The organism is Pseudomonas sp. NFACC05-1 (genome assembly GCF_900100135.1).
Taxonomy (GTDB): domain Bacteria; phylum Pseudomonadota; class Gammaproteobacteria; order Pseudomonadales; family Pseudomonadaceae; genus Aquipseudomonas; species Aquipseudomonas fluorescens_Q.
In genome coordinates this window covers 54968-77932 of the sequence record NZ_FMTR01000016.1, presented here as the reverse complement: position 1 = coordinate 77932, position 22965 = coordinate 54968, and the positions used below count along the sequence as shown (strand labels likewise).

The 22965-nt window shown below is 62.9% G+C and carries 21 protein-coding genes; 16 read left to right on the top strand and 5 right to left on the bottom strand.

Features of this window, described 5'->3' with window-relative positions:
* Positions 1-338: 338 nt before the first annotated feature.
* On the bottom strand, positions 339-1613 hold the full coding sequence (locus BLO97_RS21320) for a glucarate dehydratase family protein (RefSeq protein ID WP_092145800.1): 1275 nt from the start codon (positions 1611-1613) through the stop codon (positions 339-341).
* A complete protein-coding gene (locus tag BLO97_RS21315) occupies positions 1610-3025 on the bottom strand; it encodes an MFS transporter (RefSeq protein ID WP_092225230.1) in 1416 nt (471 codons plus the stop codon). The genes BLO97_RS21320 and BLO97_RS21315 overlap by 4 nt, the downstream gene beginning before the upstream one ends.
* Before the next feature lie 90 nt (positions 3026-3115).
* Between BLO97_RS21315 and BLO97_RS21310 the strand changes: the two genes are divergently transcribed.
* Positions 3116-4012, top strand: coding sequence for a LysR family transcriptional regulator (locus BLO97_RS21310; protein WP_063320823.1), 897 nt, complete (start codon positions 3116-3118; stop codon positions 4010-4012).
* Between the two features lie 534 nt (positions 4013-4546).
* Positions 4547-4981 carry a nuclear transport factor 2 family protein gene (locus BLO97_RS21295; protein ID WP_063325053.1) on the top strand — a complete coding sequence of 145 codons (435 nt, stop codon included), beginning with the start codon at positions 4547-4549 and terminating at the stop codon, positions 4979-4981.
* Positions 4982-5096: 115 nt separating this feature from the next.
* Here the strand turns inward: BLO97_RS21295 and BLO97_RS21290 are convergent, their stop codons facing one another.
* On the bottom strand, positions 5097-6020 hold the full coding sequence (locus tag BLO97_RS21290; RefSeq protein ID WP_092225226.1) for a LysR family transcriptional regulator: 924 nt from the start codon (positions 6018-6020) through the stop codon (positions 5097-5099).
* A 126-nt stretch (positions 6021-6146) separates the two neighbouring features.
* On the opposite strand from BLO97_RS21290, the gene BLO97_RS21285 reads away from it, so the two are divergent.
* A complete protein-coding gene (locus BLO97_RS21285) occupies positions 6147-6353 on the top strand; it encodes a tautomerase family protein (RefSeq protein ID WP_025213530.1) in 207 nt (68 codons plus the stop codon).
* 253 nt (positions 6354-6606) lie between these two features.
* Entirely contained in the window at positions 6607-7341 is a 735-nt protein-coding gene (locus tag BLO97_RS21280; protein ID WP_092145806.1) for an SDR family NAD(P)-dependent oxidoreductase, read from the top strand.
* 65 nt (positions 7342-7406) lie between these two features.
* Here BLO97_RS21280 and BLO97_RS21275 read toward each other — a convergent pair whose 3' ends face one another.
* The gene (locus tag BLO97_RS21275; RefSeq protein ID WP_092347867.1) at positions 7407-9536 is read right to left on the bottom strand and encodes a TonB-dependent siderophore receptor; all 2130 of its coding nucleotides are present in this window, start codon (positions 9534-9536) and stop codon (positions 7407-7409) included.
* A gap of 200 nt (positions 9537-9736) precedes the next feature.
* Positions 9737-11128 carry an aminotransferase-like domain-containing protein gene (locus tag BLO97_RS21270; protein ID WP_092347864.1) on the bottom strand — a complete coding sequence of 464 codons (1392 nt, stop codon included), beginning with the start codon at positions 11126-11128 and terminating at the stop codon, positions 9737-9739.
* A gap of 136 nt (positions 11129-11264) precedes the next feature.
* On the opposite strand from BLO97_RS21270, the gene BLO97_RS21265 reads away from it, so the two are divergent.
* From BLO97_RS21265 to BLO97_RS21210, 12 genes are all read left to right on the top strand, one after another.
* Entirely contained in the window at positions 11265-12431 is a 1167-nt protein-coding gene (locus BLO97_RS21265) for an MFS transporter (RefSeq protein ID WP_092225220.1), read from the top strand.
* 203 nt (positions 12432-12634) lie between these two features.
* Entirely contained in the window at positions 12635-13306 is a 672-nt protein-coding gene (locus BLO97_RS21260) for a GntR family transcriptional regulator (protein ID WP_063320817.1), read from the top strand.
* A 112-nt stretch (positions 13307-13418) separates the two neighbouring features.
* Positions 13419-14351, top strand: coding sequence for a 4-hydroxyproline epimerase (locus BLO97_RS21255; RefSeq protein WP_092347861.1), 933 nt, complete (start codon positions 13419-13421; stop codon positions 14349-14351).
* Positions 14348-15463: an NAD(P)/FAD-dependent oxidoreductase gene (locus BLO97_RS21250; protein ID WP_092347858.1), complete on the top strand. Its 1116-nt coding sequence runs from the start codon at positions 14348-14350 to the stop codon at positions 15461-15463. The genes BLO97_RS21255 and BLO97_RS21250 overlap by 4 nt, the downstream gene beginning before the upstream one ends.
* 191 nt (positions 15464-15654) lie before the next feature.
* A complete protein-coding gene (locus tag BLO97_RS21245; RefSeq protein ID WP_092225215.1) occupies positions 15655-15891 on the top strand; it encodes a 2Fe-2S iron-sulfur cluster-binding protein in 237 nt (78 codons plus the stop codon).
* Entirely contained in the window at positions 15888-17144 is a 1257-nt protein-coding gene (locus BLO97_RS21240; RefSeq protein WP_092347855.1) for an NAD(P)/FAD-dependent oxidoreductase, read from the top strand. The genes BLO97_RS21245 and BLO97_RS21240 overlap by 4 nt, the downstream gene beginning before the upstream one ends.
* Positions 17145-17264: 120 nt before the next feature.
* Positions 17265-18014, top strand: a complete 750-nt coding sequence (locus BLO97_RS21235; RefSeq protein WP_092225212.1) for an AraC family transcriptional regulator — start codon at positions 17265-17267, stop codon at positions 18012-18014.
* Between the two features lie 233 nt (positions 18015-18247).
* Positions 18248-19066, top strand: coding sequence for an ABC transporter substrate-binding protein (locus BLO97_RS21230; protein ID WP_092347852.1), 819 nt, complete (start codon positions 18248-18250; stop codon positions 19064-19066).
* A gap of 10 nt (positions 19067-19076) precedes the next feature.
* A complete protein-coding gene (locus tag BLO97_RS21225; protein WP_092347849.1) occupies positions 19077-20852 on the top strand; it encodes a cis-3-hydroxy-L-proline dehydratase in 1776 nt (591 codons plus the stop codon).
* Positions 20845-21510: an amino acid ABC transporter permease gene (locus BLO97_RS21220; protein WP_092347846.1), complete on the top strand. Its 666-nt coding sequence runs from the start codon at positions 20845-20847 to the stop codon at positions 21508-21510. The genes BLO97_RS21225 and BLO97_RS21220 overlap by 8 nt, the downstream gene beginning before the upstream one ends.
* Positions 21511-21522: 12 nt before the next feature.
* A complete protein-coding gene (locus tag BLO97_RS21215; RefSeq protein ID WP_003202560.1) occupies positions 21523-22173 on the top strand; it encodes an amino acid ABC transporter permease in 651 nt (216 codons plus the stop codon).
* Positions 22166-22888, top strand: coding sequence for an amino acid ABC transporter ATP-binding protein (locus tag BLO97_RS21210; RefSeq protein ID WP_063320807.1), 723 nt, complete (start codon positions 22166-22168; stop codon positions 22886-22888). The genes BLO97_RS21215 and BLO97_RS21210 overlap by 8 nt, the downstream gene beginning before the upstream one ends.
* Positions 22889-22965 lie beyond the last annotated feature (77 nt).

The following is a 22965-nucleotide window of genomic DNA, read 5'->3' as shown; positions in this document are numbered from 1 at the left end:
GGAGGCAATTGGCGGATGCTTTGGAAGCGCCGGGCCGGCGCGGCAGTTTGGGTGTAAGACGGCGAGGCTGGCGGGTGCGACAGCTTAGGTGTAAGACTGCCTTGCCGACGGGCGCGGTACTTTGGGTGTGGGCCGCTGGGTGGGCTGGGAGGATGTTGGGTTGGTGCTAAATACCACTGGCCTTGTGGCGAGGGGATTTATCCCCGTTGGGGCGCGAAGCGGCCCTAAAACCTGCCTGACAGATCCAGGGGGCAGCTGCGCAGCCCAACGGGGATAAATCCCCTCGCCACAGGAGCTTGCTCCCGCTGGCCTGCGCAGCAGGCCCCTTCGCTGTCTCCTCAGAACCTCGGCTTGACGGTCTTCCACTCCGGCCGGTAACGCTGCATCTGCCGCACATCGTCGCGCTGGCGGATGCCGCAACTGAGGAACTGGTCATGCAGCTTGCCCAGTTGATCCCGATCCAGTTCCAAGCCCAGGCCCGGCGCCCGGGTGATCTTCACGCAGCCGTCGACAATCGGCAGCTTGCCACCCTTGATCACTTCTTCATCCGGTTCCTGCCACGGGTAATGGGTGTCGCAGGCGTAGTCCAGGTTCGGCACCGCTGCCGCCACGTGGGCCATGGCCATGAGGCTGATGCCCAGGTGCGAGTTGGAATGCATCGACACGCCCAGGCCGAAGGTGCTGCACATTTTCGCCAGGGCCTGGGTGTCGCGCAGGCCGCCCCAGTAATGGTGGTCGGCCAACACGATCTGCACGCTGTCCAGCGCCACGCTACGGCGGAACTCATCGAAATCGGTGACCACCATGTTGGTCGCCAGGGGCAGCCCCGTGCGCTTGTGCAGCTCGGCCATCCCCTCCAGCCCCGGTGTCGGGTCTTCGTAGTACTGCAGGTCATCCCCCAGCAGCTCGGCCATGCGAATCGAGGTTTCCAGGGACCAGTTACCGTTGGGATCGATGCGCAACGGATAGCCGGGAAATGCCCGTTTCAGCGCCTTGATGCAGGCGACTTCATGCTCCGGATCGAGAGCGCCGGCCTTGAGCTTGATGCTCTTGAAACCATAGTCCTGGATCATCCGCCGGGCCTGGGCAACGATCTGTTGTTCGTTGAGCGCCTCGCCCCAACTGTCGGGCGGGTACGGCGAATCGATGTGCTCGGCGTACTTGAAAAACAGATAGGCGCTGAACGGAATCTCGTCGCGGATCGCGCCGCCCAGCAGGTCCACCAACGGCACGTCCAGGTAATGGGCCTGCAAATCCAGGCAAGCCACTTCGAACGCCGAATAGGCATTGCTCACCGCCTTGCTCGCGTGGGAACCCGGCGCCAGTTCGGCACCGGCAACGCTGGCCGGTTTGTGCGCGGCGACGGTCGCCTGGACGATAGACCGCAACTGGTTGAGGTTGAACGGATCCAGGCCGATCAACTGGCTCTGCAACTGCTGCTGGATCGCCAGGGCCGGCGCATCGCCGTAGCTCTCCCCCAGACCGATGTAACCGTTGTCGCTCTCGATCTCGATGATCGAGCGCAACGCGAACGGCTCATGGATGCCGCTGGCGTTGAGCAAAGGTGGATCGCGAAAAGCGATGGGTGTGACGGTGACGCGTTTGATCTTCATACAGCGGCTCCCGATGGGCCAGGTTTCAAAGCTTGAGAGGTTTGCGACTGATCGACTTCGACAACGGCTTCGGGCCGGCCGGACAGTGAGTTCGGGGTATCGCGCTTCGGTGCGGTGCGAGCGAAAAAGATCACCACGGCGGCGACAAGCGAAGTGGCGGCCAACCCATACAGGCCCCCCTCGATGGAGCCAGTGGTCTGCTCCAGGAAACCGAAGGCCGTCGGCGCCACAAAACCGCCGAGGTTACCGATGGAGTTGATCAAGGCGATCACCGCCGCCGCGATGCGTGCATCCAGGTAGCCTTGGGGAATCGGCCAGAACAACGCCGACGCCGCCTTGAAACCGATCGCCGCAAAACAGATCGCCACGAAGGCAAAGATCGGCCCTCCCGTGGTGGACATGAACATGCCAAACGCAGCGACCACCAGCGTCACCGCGACCCAGGCCTGCTGGAATTTCCATTTGCCGGCCAGGGCGGCAAAGCCGTACATCGCGATGATGGAAATGATCCACGGAATGGAGTTGAGCAAGCCGACCTGGAAGTCTCCCAGGTTGCCCATTTTCTTGATCATGCTCGGTAGCCAGAACGTGGCACCGTAGATGGTCAGGGCGATGGAAAAGTAGATGAAACAGAACAGCGCGATCTGCCGGTCAGCCAACAATTTGAACATCGACGGCTTGATCACCTGGGCCGCCTCCCGGGCCCGTTGCTCTTCGGCGATAGCGGCGATCAATACGGTTTTCTCTTCACTGCTCAGCCATTTCGCCTGGCTCGGATGCGATTGCAGCCAGAACCAGACAAACCCGCACAGCACGATGGAGGCGAAACCTTCGATCAGGAACATCCATTGCCAACCATGCAGCCCCATCCCGCTGATGTGCAGCAAGGCGCCGGACACCGGGCCGGAAATCACCGAGGCGATGGCCGACCCGCTCAGGAAGATCGCCATCGCCTTGCCGCGCTCGTTGGCAGGTAGCCATTGGGTGAAGTAGTAGATGATGCCGGGAAAGAACCCCGCCTCCGCCGCGCCGAGGATGAAGCGCAGCACATAGAAACTGGTTTCGCCGCGCACAAAAGCCATGGCCATGGCCGCCGCGCCCCAGGTGAACATGATGCGCGTCAGCCAGGCCCGCGCGCCGTAGCGTTGCAACAGCATGTTGGACGGCACTTCAAACAGGGCGTAGCCGACGAAGAACAACCCGGCGCCAAGCCCATAGGCGGCAGCGCCGATGCCCAGGTCGGTTTCCAGGTGACTGCGCACGAAACCGATGTTGACCCGGTCGATGTAGTTGACGATGAACATCACCACCACCAACGGCAGTACATGACGTTTGACCTTGGCCGCCGCGAGCGCCAGGGTGCTGTCATGGGTGGAGTCCGTTACGTTATTCAAGGGGTGCCTCCCGATCATTGTTTTTGTGGGGAACGGGCCGATGATGGACGCGGGGGATTGTTCCCGTCTAATCTAACTTGGCACTTGATTGATACCTGGATTGAATCAATGTTTGAACTGGCCCAGTTGCGCTGCTTCACCACCGTGGCGACCGAACTCAACTTTCGTCGTGCCGCCGAACGCCTGAACATGACCCAGCCTCCGCTGAGCCGGCAGATCCAATTGCTGGAGCACCACTTGGGCGTCGAACTGTTCACCCGCAGCACCCGCAGCGTGGCGCTCACTGCCGCCGGCCGGGCGTTTTTCATCGAAGCGCAGAACCTGCTGGAACAGGCCCAACAAGCCGCCATCGCCGCCCGGCGCTTTGCCCAGGGTGACATCGGTTCGGTGACCATCAGCTTCGTCGGCAGCGCGGTGTACGAGTTTCTGCCCAAGGTGATTGCCGAGGCCCGGCTGAAACAGCCCCAGGTCAAAATCGTCCTGGCGGAGATGAACACCTACCAGCAGCATGAAGCCCTGCGCGCTCGGCGCATCGACCTGGGCATCGTCCGCTCGCCACTGCTGGAGACCGGCTACGCCACCGAATGCCTGGTGCGCGAACCCTTCGTACTGGCGGTGCCTGCCGGACATCCGCTGGCCAGCGCCGAGACCGTGAGCGTCCAGGATCTGGACGCCCAACCGTTCCTCATGTATTCCCACGCCGCCTACCCGCCCTTCAACGAACTGCTCACCGGCATGCTGCGCTCGGCCCGGGTCGCGCCGCAATTCGTGCAATGGCTGGGGTCGTCGCTGACGATCCTGGCACTGGTCAATGCCGGCATGGGCCTGGCGCTGGTGCCGCGTTGCGCCAGCAGCGTGGTGTTCAAGCAGGTGGTGTTTCGCGAGATCGACCTGGGCGAAGGGGTTCAAAGCGAGTTGCACCTGGTATGGCGCCAGGACAACGACAACCCGGCGTTCACCATGTTGCTGGAAGGGATTCGGGGAGCGGTTCGCGAGGGCCTGTGAATACACCACCACAGCTAAAAGCCCCCCCTGTGGCGAGGGAGCTTGCTCCCGCTGGGCTGCGAAGCAGCCCCAAAAAGACAACGCAATAAACCTGACACACCTCGATGCCGATTCCTGGGGGCTGCTGCGCAACCCAGCGGGAGCAAGCTCCCTCGCCACAAAAACTGGATGCGACGCGCCTTGTGGCGAGGGGATTTATCGCGAGGGACTGTGAATACACCACCACAGCTAAAAGCCCCCCCTGTGGCGAGGGAGCTTGCTCCCGCTGGGCTGCGAAGCAGCCCCAAAAAGACAACGCAATAAACCTGACACACCTCGGTACCGATTCGTGGGGGCTGCTGCGCAACCCAGCGGGAGCAAGCTCCCTCGCCACATTGTTGGCCATCCCCCCCGATGTTCTTTTGACCAGACCTGGCTGATTTCACAAATGGCCTAGCTGTCTGACTATTCCCGTTGCCTTCGACAAGTTGTACGATGACCGATGAGCGCAAGCGCTCGTATGTTCCGGATACCTACAACAACAAGGAAATCTCCATGAAAAAAGCGACATTGATCGTCAGCTTCTTGTGCCTGTTCAGCGGCTACGCAGCGGCAGCCCCTTCTTCGGCCGAGCAGGAAGTGGCCGAGGCCGTCGACCACCTGACCCAAGCCATGCTGCACAAAGACATCCCACAACTCCAGGCACTGGCCGCCGAGAACCTGACCTACGGGCACTCCAGCGGCAATATCCAGGACAAGAAAGCCTTCATCGCCGACATCGAAACGGGCAAGAGCGCGTTCAAGACCCTGGAAATGCAGAACCAGAAAATCACCTTGTCCGGTGACGTAGCGCTGGTGCGCAACCACTTCTCGGCCCAGGCGCTCAAGGGCACCGAAGTGGTTCCGACGGAAATCGAGAACTTCCAGATCTGGCAGAAGCAGAAGAATGGCAAGTGGCTGCTGATTGGCCGTCAGGCGTTTCGGTTCTGATCGCGATCTGACGGTTGGAATCTCTGTGGCGAGTGAGATCGAGTGAGCACTTCGCGCTCAAGCGGGAGCAAGCTCCCTCGCCACAGGGATGCTTTTTCAGCCCTGGCACCTTGTGTCAGGCCAAGGCCCATTGCTGCCGGTGCTGCAGCAGGAAATCCACGAAGGCGCGCACCCGTTGCGGCACGTACCGGCCATGGGGATACAGCAGTGTGAAAGGTCGTGACCGTCCCCCGAAAGGCTGCAACACCTCCACCAGCCGGCCATCCGCGAGTTCCTGTTCGACGATGAATCGATAGGTCTGGAACAACCCGGCGCCATGCTTGGCCAGCGTCACGCCGCCAAGCACATCGTCCGAACAACAATATCCCCCTTCGCCGAACACCTCCTTTTCTTTGCCCTCGACATTGAACAACCAGGAAATCCGTCGCCCGCTACTGGGCAATTCGAACTGGATGCACTCGTGATCGTCCAGGTCTTCAAGGGTCTGCGGCGTGCCGGCCTTGCGCAGGTAGTCCGGTGAGGCGACCACCGCCAGATTCGCGTCTTCCAACAACCTGGCGATCATGGAGGAGTCCGGCTGGGCCCGCACCCGGATGGCGAGGTCATAACCTTCGGCAACGAAATCGATGTTTCGATTGCTCAGGTGCAGGTCCACAGTCACTTGCGGGTACAGCGCTCGAAAGGCCGGCAGCAACGGCAGGATGCGGTGATGGCCGTAGGTAGTGGGCAGGCTGATGCGCAGTTGCCCGGACGGCACCGATTGCGCGCCCATCATTTCCTGTTGCGCCTCGACCAGTTGCGTCAACGCCTGCCGACATTGCTCGAAATAGGTCTTGCCGGCTTCGGTCAGGCGGATGCTGCGGGTGGTGCGTACGAAAAGCCTTGAACCCAGGCGCTCTTCCAGGCGAAAGATCGAGCGGCTCACTGCCGCCGGGGTAACCCCCGCCAACTGCGCCGCCGCCGTGAAGCTGCCCGCCTCCGCCGCCAGGCAGAACAGTTCTATGCTGCCCAACTGCAGGTCTTCGAAATGACGCTTCATGATTCATTACACCGCGTATCAACTGAAGTTTCCAAAGGCCTGTTTATCAGTCTGCGGCGTATAAATACAGTGGACTTCCACCGCGCAGGATTGTCCTGCGCTCATTTCCATCAGTTGGAGTGCAACATGCCTTTCGTCAATGTGCGAATTACCCGAGACGGCGTCACCCGTGAACAGAAAGCCCAGGTGATTTCCGAAATCACCGAAACCCTCCAGCGCGTACTGGGCAAGGACCCGCATTTGACCCACATCGTGATCGAGGAAGTCGACACGGATAACTGGGGATACGCGGGCATGACCACGACGGAGTATCGAAGTCTTCCCAAGGAATAACGCCCTGCCCCTCCCGAGCCCGGTCCAACTGACCGGGCTTTTTTCTGCCTGCGACAATCCTGTGAGCGTTACCGGCGAACCTGGGTTTGCAATCAGCCGGGAACATTGTGTGTGGCCCCGACCATTGATTACATGACGTATCAACTCAAGTACCAGAAGCCTTATTTATCAAACCCTGGCGCATCAATACCCTGGACTCAACCACCGCCAACACAGGCGCACCGGTTCAACTCAATGTGATCAGGAGTCAATCATGAGCCTCAAACAAACCGTCATCATCACCGGCGCTTCCAGCGGGATCGGCCTGGGTTTGGTCAAAGCGTTCCTGGGTCGGGGCTATAACGTGGTGGGCAATGCCCGCTCCCCGTCCGGCCTGGAGGCTGCCGCCGCCGACCTCGGCCACCCGGCCGGCTTCATCGGCGTGGCCGGCGACATCGCTGACCCGGCCACCTCAACCGCCCTCATCACCCAAGCCGTCGCGGCGTTTGGCGCCGTTGACGGGCTGGTGAACAACGCCGGCTTCTTCCTGCCAAAACCCTTCGTCGAATACAGCCCCCAGGATTTGGACGCGCTACTGGACACTAACCTCAAGGGTCTGGTCTACGCCAGCCAGGCCGCTGCCGCGCACATGATCGGGCGCCAACAAGGCTTTATCATCAACATTTCAGCCGCCGTGGCCCTGCAACCGAACATCCAGGTGCCGGCAGCACTGCCGGTGTTGATCAAGGGCGGCGTCAACCAGATGACCCGCGCCCTGGCCCTGGAGCTGTCGCCCCACAACATCAAGGTCAACGCGGTCGCCCCCGGCATCATCGACACGCCCATGCACGACCCGGCGCACCGCGCATTCCTCGACAACCTGGCCCCGGCCGGTCGGGTGGGCACCATCGAGGAAATTGCCGAGGCCGTGTTGTACCTGGCGGGCGCCGATTTCACGACTGGCGCGATACTGCCGGTGGACGGCGGGATGAGCACAGGCAAGTGGTAAAGAGGCAAGTGGTAAAAGAAAAACCCCGAAGGCAGAACCTTCGGGGTTTTCATGATGCATCGAATTCAGAGCGTGTAGGAGATGCCGGCCTGCACGGTTCGCGGTGCACCCGGGTAGGCATAGACGCCCCCGAATGCACCCTCTTCGTAGTCGGCGTCAAACAGGTTCTTCAGGTCCAGGTTGAGGCGGATCCGCTCGTTGACCTTGTAGTAACCGAGCAGGTCCACGACGGTGTAGCTGTCCATGGAAAACGGGTTGACGCCCATCTTCCCGGCCCGCTCATCGACGTACCTGGCCCCCAGTCCCAAGCCCAGCCCCTTAAGGCCTCCGTCCTGGAACTCATAGACGTTCAACAGGCTGAAGCTGTTCCTTGGTACGTTGAGCAGTCGGCTACCCTTCTCGAAGGTGTTGTCCTTGACCACTTCGGCGTCCACATAAGCGTAGCCGCCGATCACGCGCCATTCCGGCGTCAGGTTTCCCGCCACGTTCAGGTCAAAACCACGACTCCGTACTTCACCGGCGGCCACATTAAGTGTCGAGTCCTGTGGATCTGAGGTGAGCACATTGCGTTTTTCGATTTGGTACACCGCGGCATCTACGCTTACCTGACGATCCAGCGCTTCCCACTTGATGCCCATTTCATAAGATTTGCCCTCTTCAGGCTTGAATCCACCACCCTGCGCATTGCGTCCGGTGTTGGGTTTGAAAGAACGAGCCGTATTCGCGTAGACAGCCACCGTGTCGGTCAAGTCGTAGATCACTCCCAGACGCGGAGTGACGGCGTTATGGCTGGCATCCCAGTCACCATTGGCGGTAGCAAAATTCTCGTACTCATGCTCGAACCGCTCGAAACGCGCCCCAGCCAACAACTTCAAGCGCTCAGTCAGCGCCACCTGATCCTGGACGAACACGCCAAACGTCTTGAGGTTTTCCTGGTCATCGGTGGGCTTGCGCGTCAATGCCGGGCGTGGCTGGCCATACACCGGGTCGAAGATATCGATCGGGTAAGCCCCGACGACGCCGGAGGAACGCTGGATGATGGACTGGTAGTCGTAGTCTTCATACTCGATACCCGTCAGCAACGTGTGCTCGAACCCGCCAGTGGAAAAATGCCCGGTGAGGTTGAGTTGGGTGTCGCGGTCGGTCCACTCCAGCTTGCGGTAGTTGAAGTTGCGACCCAGGGTGCGCCCATCGGCGGCGATGCCGTTGCCTTCGATGGCATTGCCCTGCAAGGTGCCGTCGAGCCATTGGGTACCGCCGGCCAGGGTCCAGTCGTCGTTGAGCATGTGCTCGAAACGCACCTGCAGCATGTTGTTGTCGTTATGCAGCTTGCCGACGTCTTTTTCACCGAAGAACGTATCCCGCGACGCGGTGCCGCGCTGGCCGGCGTAATGAGTCAAGCCACGGTCCAGCGGCGCATTGTTGCGCATGAAGTCGCCTTCGAAGGTCAGGCGCGTGGTGTCGTTGACCTGCCAGGACACCACGGGTGCAACGCCGTAACGCTCGGTCTCGACGTGATCGCGGAACGTGTCGCCGCCCTCGCCGATCACGTTCAGGCGATAAGCCAGGCGCCCTTCTTCATCCAACGGACCGGACGCGTCCAGCGTACCGCGACGCATCCCCTGTTCGCTGACCTGGCTACCCAGGGTCACCGTGCGCTCGGCCAACGGCTGCTTGGACACCACGTTGAAGGTACCGCCGGGATCGCCCCGGCCATAGAGCATGGTGGCCGGGCCGCGCAAGACCTCCAGCCGCTCGATGGTGTTGGCGTCAGGCATGTTCGGGTAGCCACGGTTGATCGGGAAACCGTTGCGGTAGAACTCTCCGGTAGTGAAACCGCGTACGGTGAAAGTAGTCAGGCCCTGGCCGCCGAAGTTGTTACCCCGGCCGACTCCTCCAGCGTAATCGAGGGCGTCCTGCAGACGCGTGGCGCCAAGGTCTTCGACGACGTCGCGAGACACCACGGAAATGGATTGCGGGGTTTCATGGATCGCCGTGTCGGTACGGGTGGCACTGGCCGAACGGGTGGCGTGATAGCCCTTCACCGGTCCCTGTGCTGATTCATAGTCGGCGCTACCGACGATATCCGTGGCTTGCAACTCAAGGGAAGCCGGCTTGGCAGGGACTGGCTGTTCAGCCCAGGTGGAAACGGAATAAGCCTGGAGCACACACAGTGAAACGAGTATCCGACGCATCGATGCACAATCCTAATGGAAAAAAGCCTCCACGTCGGGAGGCTGACAAGAATGTGTCGCGAAAGATACAGCAACTCATTTCTGTTTGATATCTATTCCCATTAACGCCGATATTTTTTGTGACCGGTCAGTCCGTCATCGCGAGCAAGCTTTGCTCCACAGGGGATTGCTCGCGATGACGCAGAACAATTTCCCAAACCCTACTGAGCCACCGCAGTCGACTCCTGCTCCACCCGCTGGAAGAACACCTGCGCCCGATGATCCTGGGTATAGGCCACATTCAACCGCAACCAATCGCACGCCTCGCCCTGGGGCAGGAACGTCGAGCCTTGGGACAGTTGGATTTGCAGCTCCCGGGCGATCTGCTGCACCCGTTGTGCCGCCAGGTACCGAGGCCTGGCCCAGACGAACATCCCCCCCAGCGGCTCGGCAAACACCTCCCAGTGGGCTGGGTCCAGTTGGCGCAGCGTATTTGCCATCTGCTTGTTCAGGCGCTGGCGCAAGCGCTGGATCAACTTGCGATAAGCACCGTTGGCCAGCAACGTCGCCACCACGTTTTCTGCCAGCAGCGAACAACCGATGCCAGTAATCATCTTGACTTCGGCCAGGCGCTGGATGATCTCGGGATGGGCGACCACGTAACCGATGCGCAGCGAACTGGACAGCGTCTTGGAAAAACTCGCCAGGTAGATCACCCGGTCCAGGGCATCCAGGGAGGCTAGGCGTGAGGTCGGACCATTCTGGAAATCGGCGTAGATGTCGTCCTCGATGAGGCGAAAGTCATGGGCCGTTGCCAGTTGCAGCAGACGATAAGCCACGCTTGGCGCCAGGCTGGTGCCAGTGGGGTTCTGGTACATGCTGTTGATGAAGAAATACGAGGGCTTATGCTCGCCGAGAAGCTGTTCCAGGCGGACGATGTCCGGGCCTTGGGCGGTTCTCGGCACCGCCACGGTCTTGACCCCATTCAGTTTCAGCAGATTGAACAGGTTGTAGTAGCCAGGACTTTCCACCAGCACCAGGTCACCGGGCTTGAGCAGGGTTCGCACCAGCAGGTCGAGGCCCTGGCTGGCACCTTGGGTGGTGATGATTTGCGTCGGGTCGACATGAATATCGATCAGGCCCAGGCGCTTTTGAAGGTGCAGGCGCAGATGAGGCGAGCCCAGCGGGGTGCTGTAGTTGAACAACGCATGGTTGTCGCTGCGCACCACTTGGCGGATCGCCTGGCCCAGGTCGGTGTCGTCGCGCCAGGCATCGGGCAGCCAGCCACACCCCAGCTTGAGCTGCGTCGACTCATTGTCGAACAACCGCCACCGCGCGTTATCCGTTTCCGGCTCCGGCTCCACGGGTCGGACCAACTGCTGCGCGACAAAAAAACCCGCGCCATGTCGAGACTCCAGTACCCCGCTGGCAACGAGTTGATCATAGGCCTTGATCACGCTCGACAGGCTCAAGCTGTTTTCCCGGGCCAGTTGACGAATGGACGGCATGCGCGCACCGGGGCGGATGCCATGGGCGTTGATCCAGCCCATGAGGTGCGTCACGAGCTGCCGGATCACAGGCTCGGCAACGTTGCGATCAATCTTCAGGTCCACGGCTGGCACTCTTGGCTAAGTGTTCTCGAATTTCGAGCGAACAGTTAAGCACAAATGGCCTGGGTCTGTTCCTTGTTTGCGCTGTGCCCGGCAGTGATAGTCCCCGAGACTTCATGCACACCTCTAAGGAACACCCTTGAACCCATCGCATCGACATTCCTGGGGACTGGCTTTCGGCCTTTGCCTGATCACCCTTGCGGTCAACCTGCAGGCGCCGCTGTACACCACCTACGCGCAGTTGTCCGGCTACGGGGCCGGAGCCACGGCGGTGGCGTTTTCCGGTTATGTGCTGGGCGTACTGCCGGTCCTGCTGGCGTTCGGCGGGCTGGCCGACCGGGTGGGACGCAAGCCGTTGATCCTGGTCGCCCTCGGGCTGTCGATGCTGGCGACGCTGGTGACACTGCTCTGGCCGAGCCTGGAAGCCCTGGGCGTGGCGCGCCTGATGATGGGGGTCGGCACAGGGCTGGCCTCGGCCACATCAACCGCCTATATGGCCGAGCTCATGGCAACCCGCGATCCCCGCTCGCCGGCCAACCGGGTCACCGCCAGCACCTCCCTGGGCTTTGGCCTGGGCGCGGCGTTGACCAGTCTGTTCCTGTTCGTCCATCACAGCGCCACGCCCGGCAGCTTCTGGTTGCAGTTGATGCTGGCTGCAATGGCGATCGTCGTGGTCTGGCGCTTACCGGACCCGGCGCAGAAAATCAAAGATGCACCGTTGCTGCGCCTGCCGTTGTTTCCCGCCGGCAGCCTGCCCTACAGTTTTTCCATGCTGTTGGCCTGGGCGACCTCGGGCCTGGTCATTGCCATATTGCCATCGGTGCTGGCGACCCACGACTTGCAGCGTTGGTCGGGCCTGTCGACCTTTACGGTGATCAGTTGCGGCTTGCTCTTCCAGCCCTGGGTTCGACGCATGCAGCCGGCCAGGGCCACGGGCTTGGGCCTGTTGATCCTGCCTGCGAGCTACGCGTTGCTGGCCTGGGGCGCGAGCGCCGGCTCCCTGCTCGCCGTGTTGCTGGGAGCGCTGGGCGCCAGCAGCGCTTGCTACGGTTTCCTGTACCTGGGTGGGTTGTCGGCCGTCACGGCCATGGCTGGCGCGGAAAAGGCCCGGGTCAGTGCCGGGTTTTTCCTGTTCGCCTATGTCGGGTTCAGCATCCCGGTGGTGGTGACCGGGTTGCTGGCCGATCATTTCGGCGCGGACGTGGCGTTGATCGTGTTCGGCCTGGCGTTGTTGGCTGGGGTGTCTGTTACCGGATGGCGCATCGTCCGGACCGAGGCTTATGTGAGCCACCTGTCCCACGGCTGAAACAACCAACCTGTGGCGAGGGAGCTTGCTCCCGCTGGGTTGCGCAGCGACCCCAACATTCTGCGATTGCTGCGCAATCGAGCGGGAGCAAGCTCCCTCGCCACAGAGGCTGACTGAAGGATTGGGGAAGCCTTGGACAGCTCGACACTGCGCTCGGCAAAGTCGTATACCATATCCCCACCTAAGCCGAACGACCCGCCGCCGTGACTTTATCCAAGTTCAACCTGCCTGATCTGGGCAACACCCCTTCCACCTCGGAAATCATCACCCGCCATCTGCGCGATGCCATCGTGGCCGGGCACTTTGCCGAGGACGAGCCTATTCGCCAGGATGACATCGCCCGGCAGTTCAACGTCAGCAAGATCCCCGTGCGCGAAGCCCTCAAGCGCCTGGAGGCCGAGGGCCTGGTGATGTTCCAGCGCAATCGCGGGGCGATGGTGACGCGCATTTCCGAGGCAGAGCTGGCGCAAATGTTCGAAGTGCGGATGCTGCTGGAAGACAAAGTACTGCGCCTGGCGATTCCCAACATGACCGAAGCCACCTTCGCCCGCGCCGAAAGCATCTGCCGGGAGTTCATCGGTGAAGACGACGTAGGGCGTTGGGCGGAACTGAACTGGCAGCTGCATGCCTGCCTCTACGAACCGGCGCAGCGGCCGTTCATGGTGAGTCTGATCCGCTCGGTCCACGACAAGCTGGAGCGTTATTTGCGCATGCAGATGAGCCTTTCGGCCGGCAAGGAGCGCGCCGATCACGAGCACCGGGAAATCATCAAGGCCTGCCGCGCCGGTGACGTCGAGCGAGCCGTGATGCTGCTGGACGAACACATCGCCGGGGTCTGCGAGACCTTGTTCAAGTTCCTGCCTTCCAGCCATTGATGGGCCGGCACTGTGCCGATTTCGTCATCGGCGACAGGTAAAACCATCAAGCCGTCGCCCCCTGGCGCGGGCCACGCTTGCCGTCACTCATCTGAACGGACGTGGCCCTCCCATGAAACGCATCACCGTGATCGACTCCCATACCGGCGGCGAACCGACCCGACTGGTCATTGGCGGTTTTCCTGACCTGGGCCAGGGCAGCATGGCCGAGCGCAAGCAACGCCTGGCCACGGAACACGACGCCTGGCGCACCGCCTGCGTGCTGGAACCGCGGGGCAGCGATGTGCTGGTGGGGGCGCTGCTCTGCGAGCCGGTGGACCCGAGCGCCTGTGCCGGCGTGATCTTTTTCAACAACAGCGGCTACCTGGGCATGTGCGGCCACGGCACCATCGGCCTGGTGGCATCACTGGCCCACCTGGGCAGGATCGGCCCCGGCGTGCACAGCATCGAAACCCCGGTGGGCACGGTACAGGCAACCTTGCACGAAGACCGCTCGGTCAGCGTACGCAACGTGCCGGCCTACCGTTACCGCAAGGCCCTGGCCCTGGAGGTGCCCGGCATCGGTCAGGTGGTGGGCGACGTGGCCTGGGGCGGCAATTGGTTTTTCCTGATCGCCGAACATGGCCAGCGTGTGGCCGGCGATAACCTCGACGCATTGACCGCCTACACTTACGCCGTACAGCAAGCCTTGGAGCAGCAGGGTTTTCGCGGCGAGGACGGCGGCTTGATCGACCACATCGAACTGTTTGCCGACGACCCGCAAGCCGACAGCCGCAACTTCGTACTCTGCCCGGGCAAGGCCTATGACCGCTCCCCTTGCGGCACCGGCACCAGTGCCAAACTGGCGTGCCTGGCGGCCGATGGAAAACTGCAACCCGGCCAGATCTGGCGCCAGGCCAGCGTCATAGGCAGCGAGTTCGAGGCCTCCTACGAGCGCTCGGGCGAGCGCATCGTGCCGACCATTCGCGGTCGCGCCTACATCAGCGCCGAAACCACACTGATTATCGAAACCGATGACCCGTTCGCCTGGGGCATTCGTCCGTGAGCGAGGGCCATGTCGCCGACGTGATCATCATCGGCGCGGGCATCATCGGTGCGGCCTGTGCCCAGGCATTGGCCCGACGCAACGTCAACGTGTTGGTGCTGGACGCCGGTTGGCACGGCGCCACGGCGGCCGGCATGGGGCACCTGCTGGTGCTCGATGACAACCCGGCGGAGCTGGCCCTCAGTCAATATTCCCTGCAACGCTGGCGCGAGCTGGCCCCAGCCCTGCCCGACGGCTGCGCCTGGCGCAACAACGGCACCTTGTGGCTGGCGGCCAATGCCGAAGAAATGGCGGTGGCCCATAGCAAATACCTGAACCTGCTGGCCCATGGCGAAGCCTGTGAGCTGATCGGCCACGCCGCGCTGCATCAGCGTGAACCCGAGCTGCGCCCGGGGCTGGAAGGTGGGTTGCTGATCAAGGGTGACGGCATCCTCTACGCCCCGGCGGCCGCGCGCTGGATGCTGGACGCGCCCACCATTCGCCAGCAGCGGGCGCAGGTCAGCGAAGTTGACGGTCATCGCGTGCGCCTTGACGACGGTCGCTGGTTGAGCGCCGAAGCGGTGGTCCTCGCCAATGGCATCCAGGCCACTGATTTGTGCCCGGAGCTGCCGATCGTGCCGAAGAAGGGCCACCTGCTGATCACCGACCGCTACCCCGCTACCGTCACCCACACCCTGGTGGAACTGGGCTATGTCACCAGCGCCCATAACGCCAGCGGACCGTCAGTGGCGTGCAATATACAGCCGCGCCCGACCGGGCAATTGTTCATTGGCGCCTCGCGGCAGTTCGGCACGCTTGACCCCCGGGTGGAAGGCTGGATGCTGGCGAAGATGCTCAAGCGCGCCGTCGAATACCTGCCAGGATTGGCGCATTTGAACGGCATCAGGGCCTGGACCGGTTTTCGTGCAGCGAGCCCCGACGGCTTGCCCCTGGTGGGCCAACATCCACAGCGCCAGGGACTGTGGCTGGCGGTGGGTCACGAAGGCCTGGGGGTCACCACGGCACCGGCGACGGCTGACCTGCTGGTCGCCCAACTGTTCAACGAAACCTCGCCGCTCGCGCCTCAAGCTTACCTGCCGCAGCGTTTCCTTGGAGAGCCGGCCCATGCTTGAAGCCCGACACAAGTCCTTGTGGCGAGGGAGCTTGCTCCCGCCGGATTGCGCAGCAGTCCCCTGGACTGGCCTGATACACCGAGTTGTCAGATCGTTGTCGGGGCCGCTGCGCGCCCCAGCGCGAGCAAGCTCCCTCGCCACGGGATGGGCGTTGGGCGCTGATATCCCTTTACCCCTGGAGGATTGCTCCTATGCCTGATCTATTCCTCGACGGCCAGCCCTTGTCAGTGGCCAACGGCACCAGCGTCGCGGCGGCATTGGCGTTGGGCGCGGATGGTTGCAGTCGCACCTCGGTCAGCGGCCAGCGCCGTGCGCCCTTGTGCGGCATGGGTATCTGCCAGGAGTGCCGGGTGCTGATCGACGGTCGTCGACGCCTGGCCTGCCAGACCTTGTGCCTCGACGGCATGCAGGTCCAGACCCGACCATGAACGAAACCACCGACCTGCTGATCATCGGCGCCGGCCCCGCCGGCATGGCCGCTGCCCTCGCCGCAGCCAGCAGCGGCGCGCGCATCGTGCTGCTCGACGACAACCCGCTGCCCGGTGGGCAGATCTGGCGCGACGGCCCCCAGGCCAACCTGCCCAGCGCCGCCCGACGCCTGCGCGAGCAACTGCAAACCTGCGCCAACGTACGTTGCCATGCCGGCACCCGTGTGATCGCCTGCGCGGCGGATAAAACCTTGCTGGTGGAAGATGCCGAGCGCGGCTGGCAGATCAGCTACGAGCGCTTGATTCTCTGCACCGGTGCCCGCGAACGACTGCTCCCGTTTCCCGGCTGGACACTCCCCGGCGTGACCGGTGCTGGCGGCTTGCAGGCGCTGATCAAGGGTGGCTTGCCGGTGCGCGGCGAACGGCTGGTCATCGCCGGCAGCGGCCCCTTGCTGCTGGCCAGCGCCGCCACGGCAAAGCATCAAGGTGCACAGGTGCTGCGCATCGCCGAGCAGGCCCGTCGCGGCGCCGTCGCCGGTTTCGCCGCACAACTGCCGCGCTGGCCGGGGAAGTTTTTCCAATCGTTCAGTCTGTTCGACCGGCACTACCGCACCGACACCCACGTGGTGGAAGCGCTCGGTCGGGAACGGCTGGAGGGCGTGCGCCTGCATCAGCAAGGCAAGACGATTGAATTGGCCTGCGACCGGCTCGCCTGTGGTTTCGGGCTCATTCCCAATACCCAATTAGGCCAGGCCCTGGGTTGCGCGGTTGAAGACCAGGCGCTGGCGGTTGACGCCTGGCAAGCGACCACTCGCCATGAACATTATGCGGCAGGCGAATGCACCGGTTTCGGCGGCAGCGAACTGGCGCTGGTGGAAGGCGCCATCGCCGGCCATGCCGCCGTCGGCAATAGCGCGGCTGCCCAGCAACTGTGGCCGCGCCGCGCACGTTGGCAGGGTTTCGCCGGGGCATTGAACCAGGCCTTCGTCCTCGATCCACGGCTCAAGACCTTGGCCCGCAGCGACACCCTGGTCTGCCGCTGCGAAGACGTACCGTACGGCGAACTGGTCGGCCACGAAAACTGGCGCGAAGCAAAACTGGCAAGCCGCTGCGGCATGGGCGCCTGCCAGGGCCGAGTGTGCGGCGCCGCCCTGGAACACCTGTTCGGCTGGACACCGCCCGCCCCCCGCCCGCCCTTCAGCCCGGCGCGAATCGAAACCTTGCTGGCCCTGGAAGAAACCCCACCCACCTGACTGATCTGCACTCACCCCAATCCCCTGTGGGAGCGAGCCTGCTCGCGATAGCGGCGTGACAGACGGCGCATTTTCGATTGACACTCCGACATCGCTCCCACAAAAAAGACAACGCCGGCCATGTACCCCTCGCTCACCCCCTTCGCCCCCTGCGACCTCGACACCCTGCTGCGCAGCCTGCAGCCCATCTCCGCGCTGCTGGACACCCTCGCGGACGTGGTGTTTTTCATCAAGGACAAGCAGGCCCGCTACGCCTTCGTCAACCAGACCCTGGCCCGCCGCTGCGGTTTCAAACACAGCGGCGACCTGCTCGGCCTCACCGCCGAACAGGTGTTCCCCGAGCGCTTCGGCCCGCTGTACACCGAACAGGACCGCCGGGTGCTGGCCAGCGGGCGGGAGCTGGCCGACCAGCTCGAACTGCATTTGTATTACGGCAACCAACCCGTATGGTGCCTGACCCACAAGCTCGCCCTGCACGATCCAAACGGCCAGATCGTCGGCCTGGCCGGTATTTCCCGCGACCTGCAACTGCCGCAATCGGGCCATCCGGCGTTCCACAAACTGGCGGCGGTGGACGCCCATATCAAGCAACACTTCGCCCGCCCCATCAGCCTTGCCGAGCTGACCGCCATTGCAGAATTGTCGGTGGCGCAATTGGAGCGGCACTGCAAGCGCATCTTCCAACTCACGCCGCGACAGATGATTCACAAGGCACGGCTGGAAGAAGCCTCGCGGCTGTTACTCGACAAAGACCTGCCGATCACCGAGATCGCCCTGCGCTGCGGTTACACCGACCACAGCGCCTTCAGCCGCCAGTTCCGGGCCCTGACCAGCCTGTCCCCCAGCCAATATCGCGAGAATCAGCGCTGACCCTTGTTCCCTCATGGGGCATCGAGCCCCGTGGGTGCTCCCATCTGTAACACCCTGGCGCCAGCACCACCCTTGCCCTGCTCGTTACCGCCCGGCATGAAAGCCTCTAGACCAGCCCTCCGGTGGCATTACTGCGGCTCTACCAGAAACAGGCACGCTGATTGCTTATCTAATATCGTATACGAAATCCTCAATACGATATCTCACCGCATTTATTCGACAGCGAGGCATTTATGAAAAACCCTGCATTGGCCGTAGCCCTCAGCGTTGTCCTCACCCCGCTTTTCATCGCCCCCGCCCACGCCGACAAGCTCGACGACATCATCGGCTCCGGCAAGCTGCGTTGCGCCGTGACCCTGGACTTCCCCCCGATGGGCTTTCGCGACGGAAGCAATAAACCGGCGGGATTCGACGTGGACTATTGCAACGATCTGGCGAAGGTCCTCGGTGTAGATGCCGAAGTGGTGGAAACCCCATTCTCCGACCGAATCCCCGCGCTGCTGTCCGGTCGCGCCGATGTCATCGTCGCCTCCACATCCGACACCTTGGAGCGAGCCAAGACCGTGGGCCTGACTGTGCCCTATTTCGCCTTCCAGATGGTCGTGCTGACCCGCGACAACACCGGCATCAACAGCTACGCCGACCTCAAGGGCAAAGCCCTGGGCAATACCAGCAGCACCTACGAAGCCATCGCCTTGGAGAAGGACCAGAAGAGTTGGGGCAGCGGCAGCTTCCGCGCCTACCAGTCGCAGAACGACACCTTGCTGGCCGTCGCCCAGGGGCACATCGATGCCACCGTGGTAACCAACACCGTGGCCGCCGCGACCATCAAGTCGGGCAAGTACAAGGGCCTGAAGATCGCCGGTGACGCGCCCTACGTCATCGACTACGTGTCCCTCGGTGCCAAGCGCAGCGAATACGGCCTGCTCAACTACCTCAACCTGTTCGTCAACCAGCAGGTGCGCACGGGTCGCTACAAGGAACTGTTCGTCAAATGGGTGGGCAGCGACATCCCGCCGGCCAACCTGACCGTTCCCCAGGTCTATTACTGAGGATCGGCGCATGCCAAGCACGCCTGTCCGTGTGAAAGGCCGCAGCCTGGTGGAGGGTGCCGCCCAGGGCGCCCTGCTGTTCGCCGAGGTGGGGCTGAGTTTCTGGGGCGGGGTCGATCCAGCCAGCGGCGAGGTCATCGACCGCCACCATCCCTTGAGTGGTCAGCGCCTGGCGGGGCGCGTGCTGGCGATCCCCAGCGGACGCGGCTCCTGCACTGGCAGCAGCGTCTTGATGGAGCTGATCAGCAACGGCCACGCACCCGCGGCCCTGGTGCTCGCCGAAGCCGATGAAATCCTGACCCTGGGCGTGCTGGTGGCGCAGGTGATTTTCCAACGCTCGCTGCCGGTGGTGTGCGTGGGGCATGAGGCCTTCAATGGGCTGCGCGGCCAAGGTTTCGTGCGCCTGGAAGGCGACGTCCTGACACTGTCTGGCCGGCCCCCAAACGACGGTTGGCAAGGTTCCGACGCAGCGCCGCAGCCGTCCACTTTCTCAACCCTGGAGCTGAACGAACAGGACCGGGCATTGCTCGACGGCACCCACGGCAAGGCTGCCCAAGTGGCGATGCAAATCGTGCTGCGCATGGCCGAGATCCAGGGCGCCACGCAACTGCTGGACGTGACCCAGGCCCACATCGACGGCTGCATCTACACAGGTCCAGCCAGCCTGCGCTTTGCCGAGCAACTGGTGCAGTGGGGGGCAAAGGTTCGCGTCCCCACCACGCTCAACTCCATCTCCGTGGACCAGCGGCGCTGGCGGGAACTGGGTGTCGATCCGGCCTTGGGCGAGCCGGCCAGTGCCTTGGGCGATGCCTACATGGCGATGGGCGCGCAACTGAGTTTCACCTGCGCCCCCTACCTGCTGGACACCGCGCCAAAGGCCGGCGAACAAATCGTCTGGGCTGAATCCAACGCCGTGGTCTACGCCAACAGCGTGCTGGGCGCGCGTACGCAGAAGTACCCGGACTTCCTCGATATCTGCATTGCCCTGTGCGGGCGAGCGCCGTTGACCGGCTGCCATCTCGACGACCCGCGCAAGGCCCGGCTGATCGTCGACGTGCCGGCGCTGGGTCACGTCGATGACAGTTTCTATCCGCTGCTGGGCTATCACATCGGCGGCCTGGCAGGCCGGCGCATTCCGTTGATACGTGGCCTGGAACACGCCGCGCCCACCCTGGACGACCTCAAGGCCTTTGGTGCCGCGTTCGCCACCACCAGCGCCGCGCCGCTGTTCCACATCGCCGGGGTGACGCCCGAAGCCCTCGATCCGGCCGATGTCCTGGAGCGCGACGTCACCTTGGCGCAGGAAAGCGTCGATGCCGCAGGCCTGCTTGCCAGTTGGCGTGAGCTCAACAGCGCCCGGGACAACTGGGTGGACGTGGTGTCCCTGGGCAATCCGCATTTCTCCCTCAGCGAATTCGCCACCCTCGCGACCTTGTGCGCGGGCCGGGTCAAGCATCCGTATGTGGTGCTGGCAATCACCTGCGGCCGGACGGTGTTGGAACAGGCGCGCAGAGCCGGGTACCTGGCCGCCATCGAGACCTTCGGTGCAGTGCTGGTGACCGACACCTGCTGGTGCATGTTGGGCGAACCGGTGATCCCGCCCCACGCCACCACCCTGATGACCAATTCCGGCAAATACGCCCACTACGCACCCGGCCTGGTCGGTCGCGGCGTGCACTTTGCCGCCCTTGCCGAATGCGTCGAGGCCGCGTGTACCGCCGCAACCGCCGGCCAGCCGCCGACGTGGCTGCAACCCACCCGCACCGGGAGCCAGCCCCATGTTTGACTACAGCTTCCAATGGCGCCCGGCCTTGCGCGCCCTGCCCGACATGCTCGCCGGGGCCTGGGTGACGTTCGAGACCGCTGCGCTGTCGATGATTTTCGGCGTACTGATCGCCCTGGTGCTGACGGTAATGCGCCAGGCCCCGAATCGCTTGCTGCGGGGCGTGGGCAATGGCTGGGTGTCCATCGCCCGCAACACGCCCTCGCTGTTCCAGATCTACATCCTCTACTTCGGCCTCGGCTCCCTCGGGCTGCACGTCAGTTCCTGGCTGGCCTTGCTGGCCGGGATCACCTTCAACAACGCCGGCTACCTGGCGGAAAACTTTCGCGGCGGTCTCAAGGCCGTGCCCGGTACGCAAATGCGCGCCGCCCGCTCCTTGGGGATGAGCGCCTTCCAGGCGTACCGGATGATCATCGTCCCGCAACTGTTGCGCATCGTGTTCTACCCGTTGACCAACCAGATGGTCTGGGCGGTGTTGATGACGTCCCTGGGCGTGGTCGTCGGCCTGAACAACGACCTCACCGGTGTCACCCAGGAATACAACGTCAAGACCTTCCGCACCGTCGAATACTTCGCCCTCGCGGCGGTGCTGTATTACCTGATCGCCAAGCTGATCGTCGGGTTGGCCCGGCTGTTGTCCTGGCGGATGTTTCGGTATTGAGGAGCGTGGGTCATGTTCTCTACAAGCCTCAGCGTTAACGACCTGCTGTATTTGCTCGAAGGGGCCTGGGTCACGCTGCAACTGACCGTCTGGTCGATCCTTTTGGGCACCCTGGCCGGGTTGCTGTTCGGTCTGTTGCGGGCGTTGTTGCCACGGGCCAGCCTGCCGTTGGCCTGGTTGCTGGACGTGTTCCGCAGCGTGCCGCTGCTGATCCAGTTCGTGCTGTTCAACTCGCTCAAGAGCATCGCCGGCCTGAACCTCAGCGCCTTCGCCGTCGGTTGCATCGTCCTCGGCGTCTATGCCGCGGCTTACTTCACCGAGATCGTCCGCGGTGGCGTGCTGGCGGTGCCGTTGAGCACCCGCCGGGCCAGTCGGTCACTGGGCCTGAGCTATGTGCAGGACCTGCGCTTCATCGTCCTGCCGATTGCCACGCGGGTGGCGTTTCCCGGCTGGCTGAACCTGGTGCTGGGCGTGATGAAAGACACCGCGCTGGTGATGTGGATCGGCATCGTTGAATTGCTGCGGGCATCGCAAACCATCGTCACGCGCATTCAGGAACCCCTGCTGGTGCTGTGCATCGCGGGCCTCATTTACTACGTCATGAGCCTGGTGGTCGCCCGCCTTGGCGCACGCCTGGAAAGAAGGTGGCAGGAAAATGATTGAGATCGAAAACGTGCACAAATCCTTCGGTGACCTGGAAGTGGTCAAGGGTGTGAGCCTGACGGTGGACAAGGGCGAAGTGGTGTCGATCATCGGCGGTTCCGGCTCCGGTAAGTCGACCCTGCTGATGTGCATCAACGGCCTGGAACCGATCCAGAAAGGCAACATTCGCGTGGACGGCATCGAGGTCCATGACCGCGCCACCGACCTCAATCGCCTGCGGCAGAAGATCGGCATCGTGTTCCAGCAATGGAACGCCTTCCCTCACTTGACCGTGCTGGAAAACGTGATGCTGGCGCCGCGCAAGGTGTTGGGCAAAAGCAAGCAGGACGCCGAAGCACTGGCGGTGCAACAGCTTGAGCATGTGGGCCTGGGGGACAAGCTCAAGGCCTTCCCAGGCAAGCTTTCCGGCGGCCAGCAACAACGCATGGCCATCGCCCGAGCGCTGGCGATGTCGCCGGACTACATGCTCTTCGACGAAGCCACCTCGGCCCTGGACCCGCAACTGGTGGGTGAAGTGCTGGACACCATGCGCATGCTCGCCGAAGACGGCATGACCATGGTGCTGGTGACCCACGAGATCCGCTTTGCCCGGGACGTGTCCGACCGCGTGGCGTTCTTTTGCAATGGCCGGGTCCATGAGATCGGGCCGCCGGACCAGGTGATTGGCAACCCGATGCAGCCGGAGACGGCGGCGTTTCTCAAGTCGGTGAAATAGCGGATGGCCCTATCGCGAGCAAGCTCGCTCCCACAGGGGAACGCATTTCAATGGGGGAGCGAGCTTGCCCGCGATGA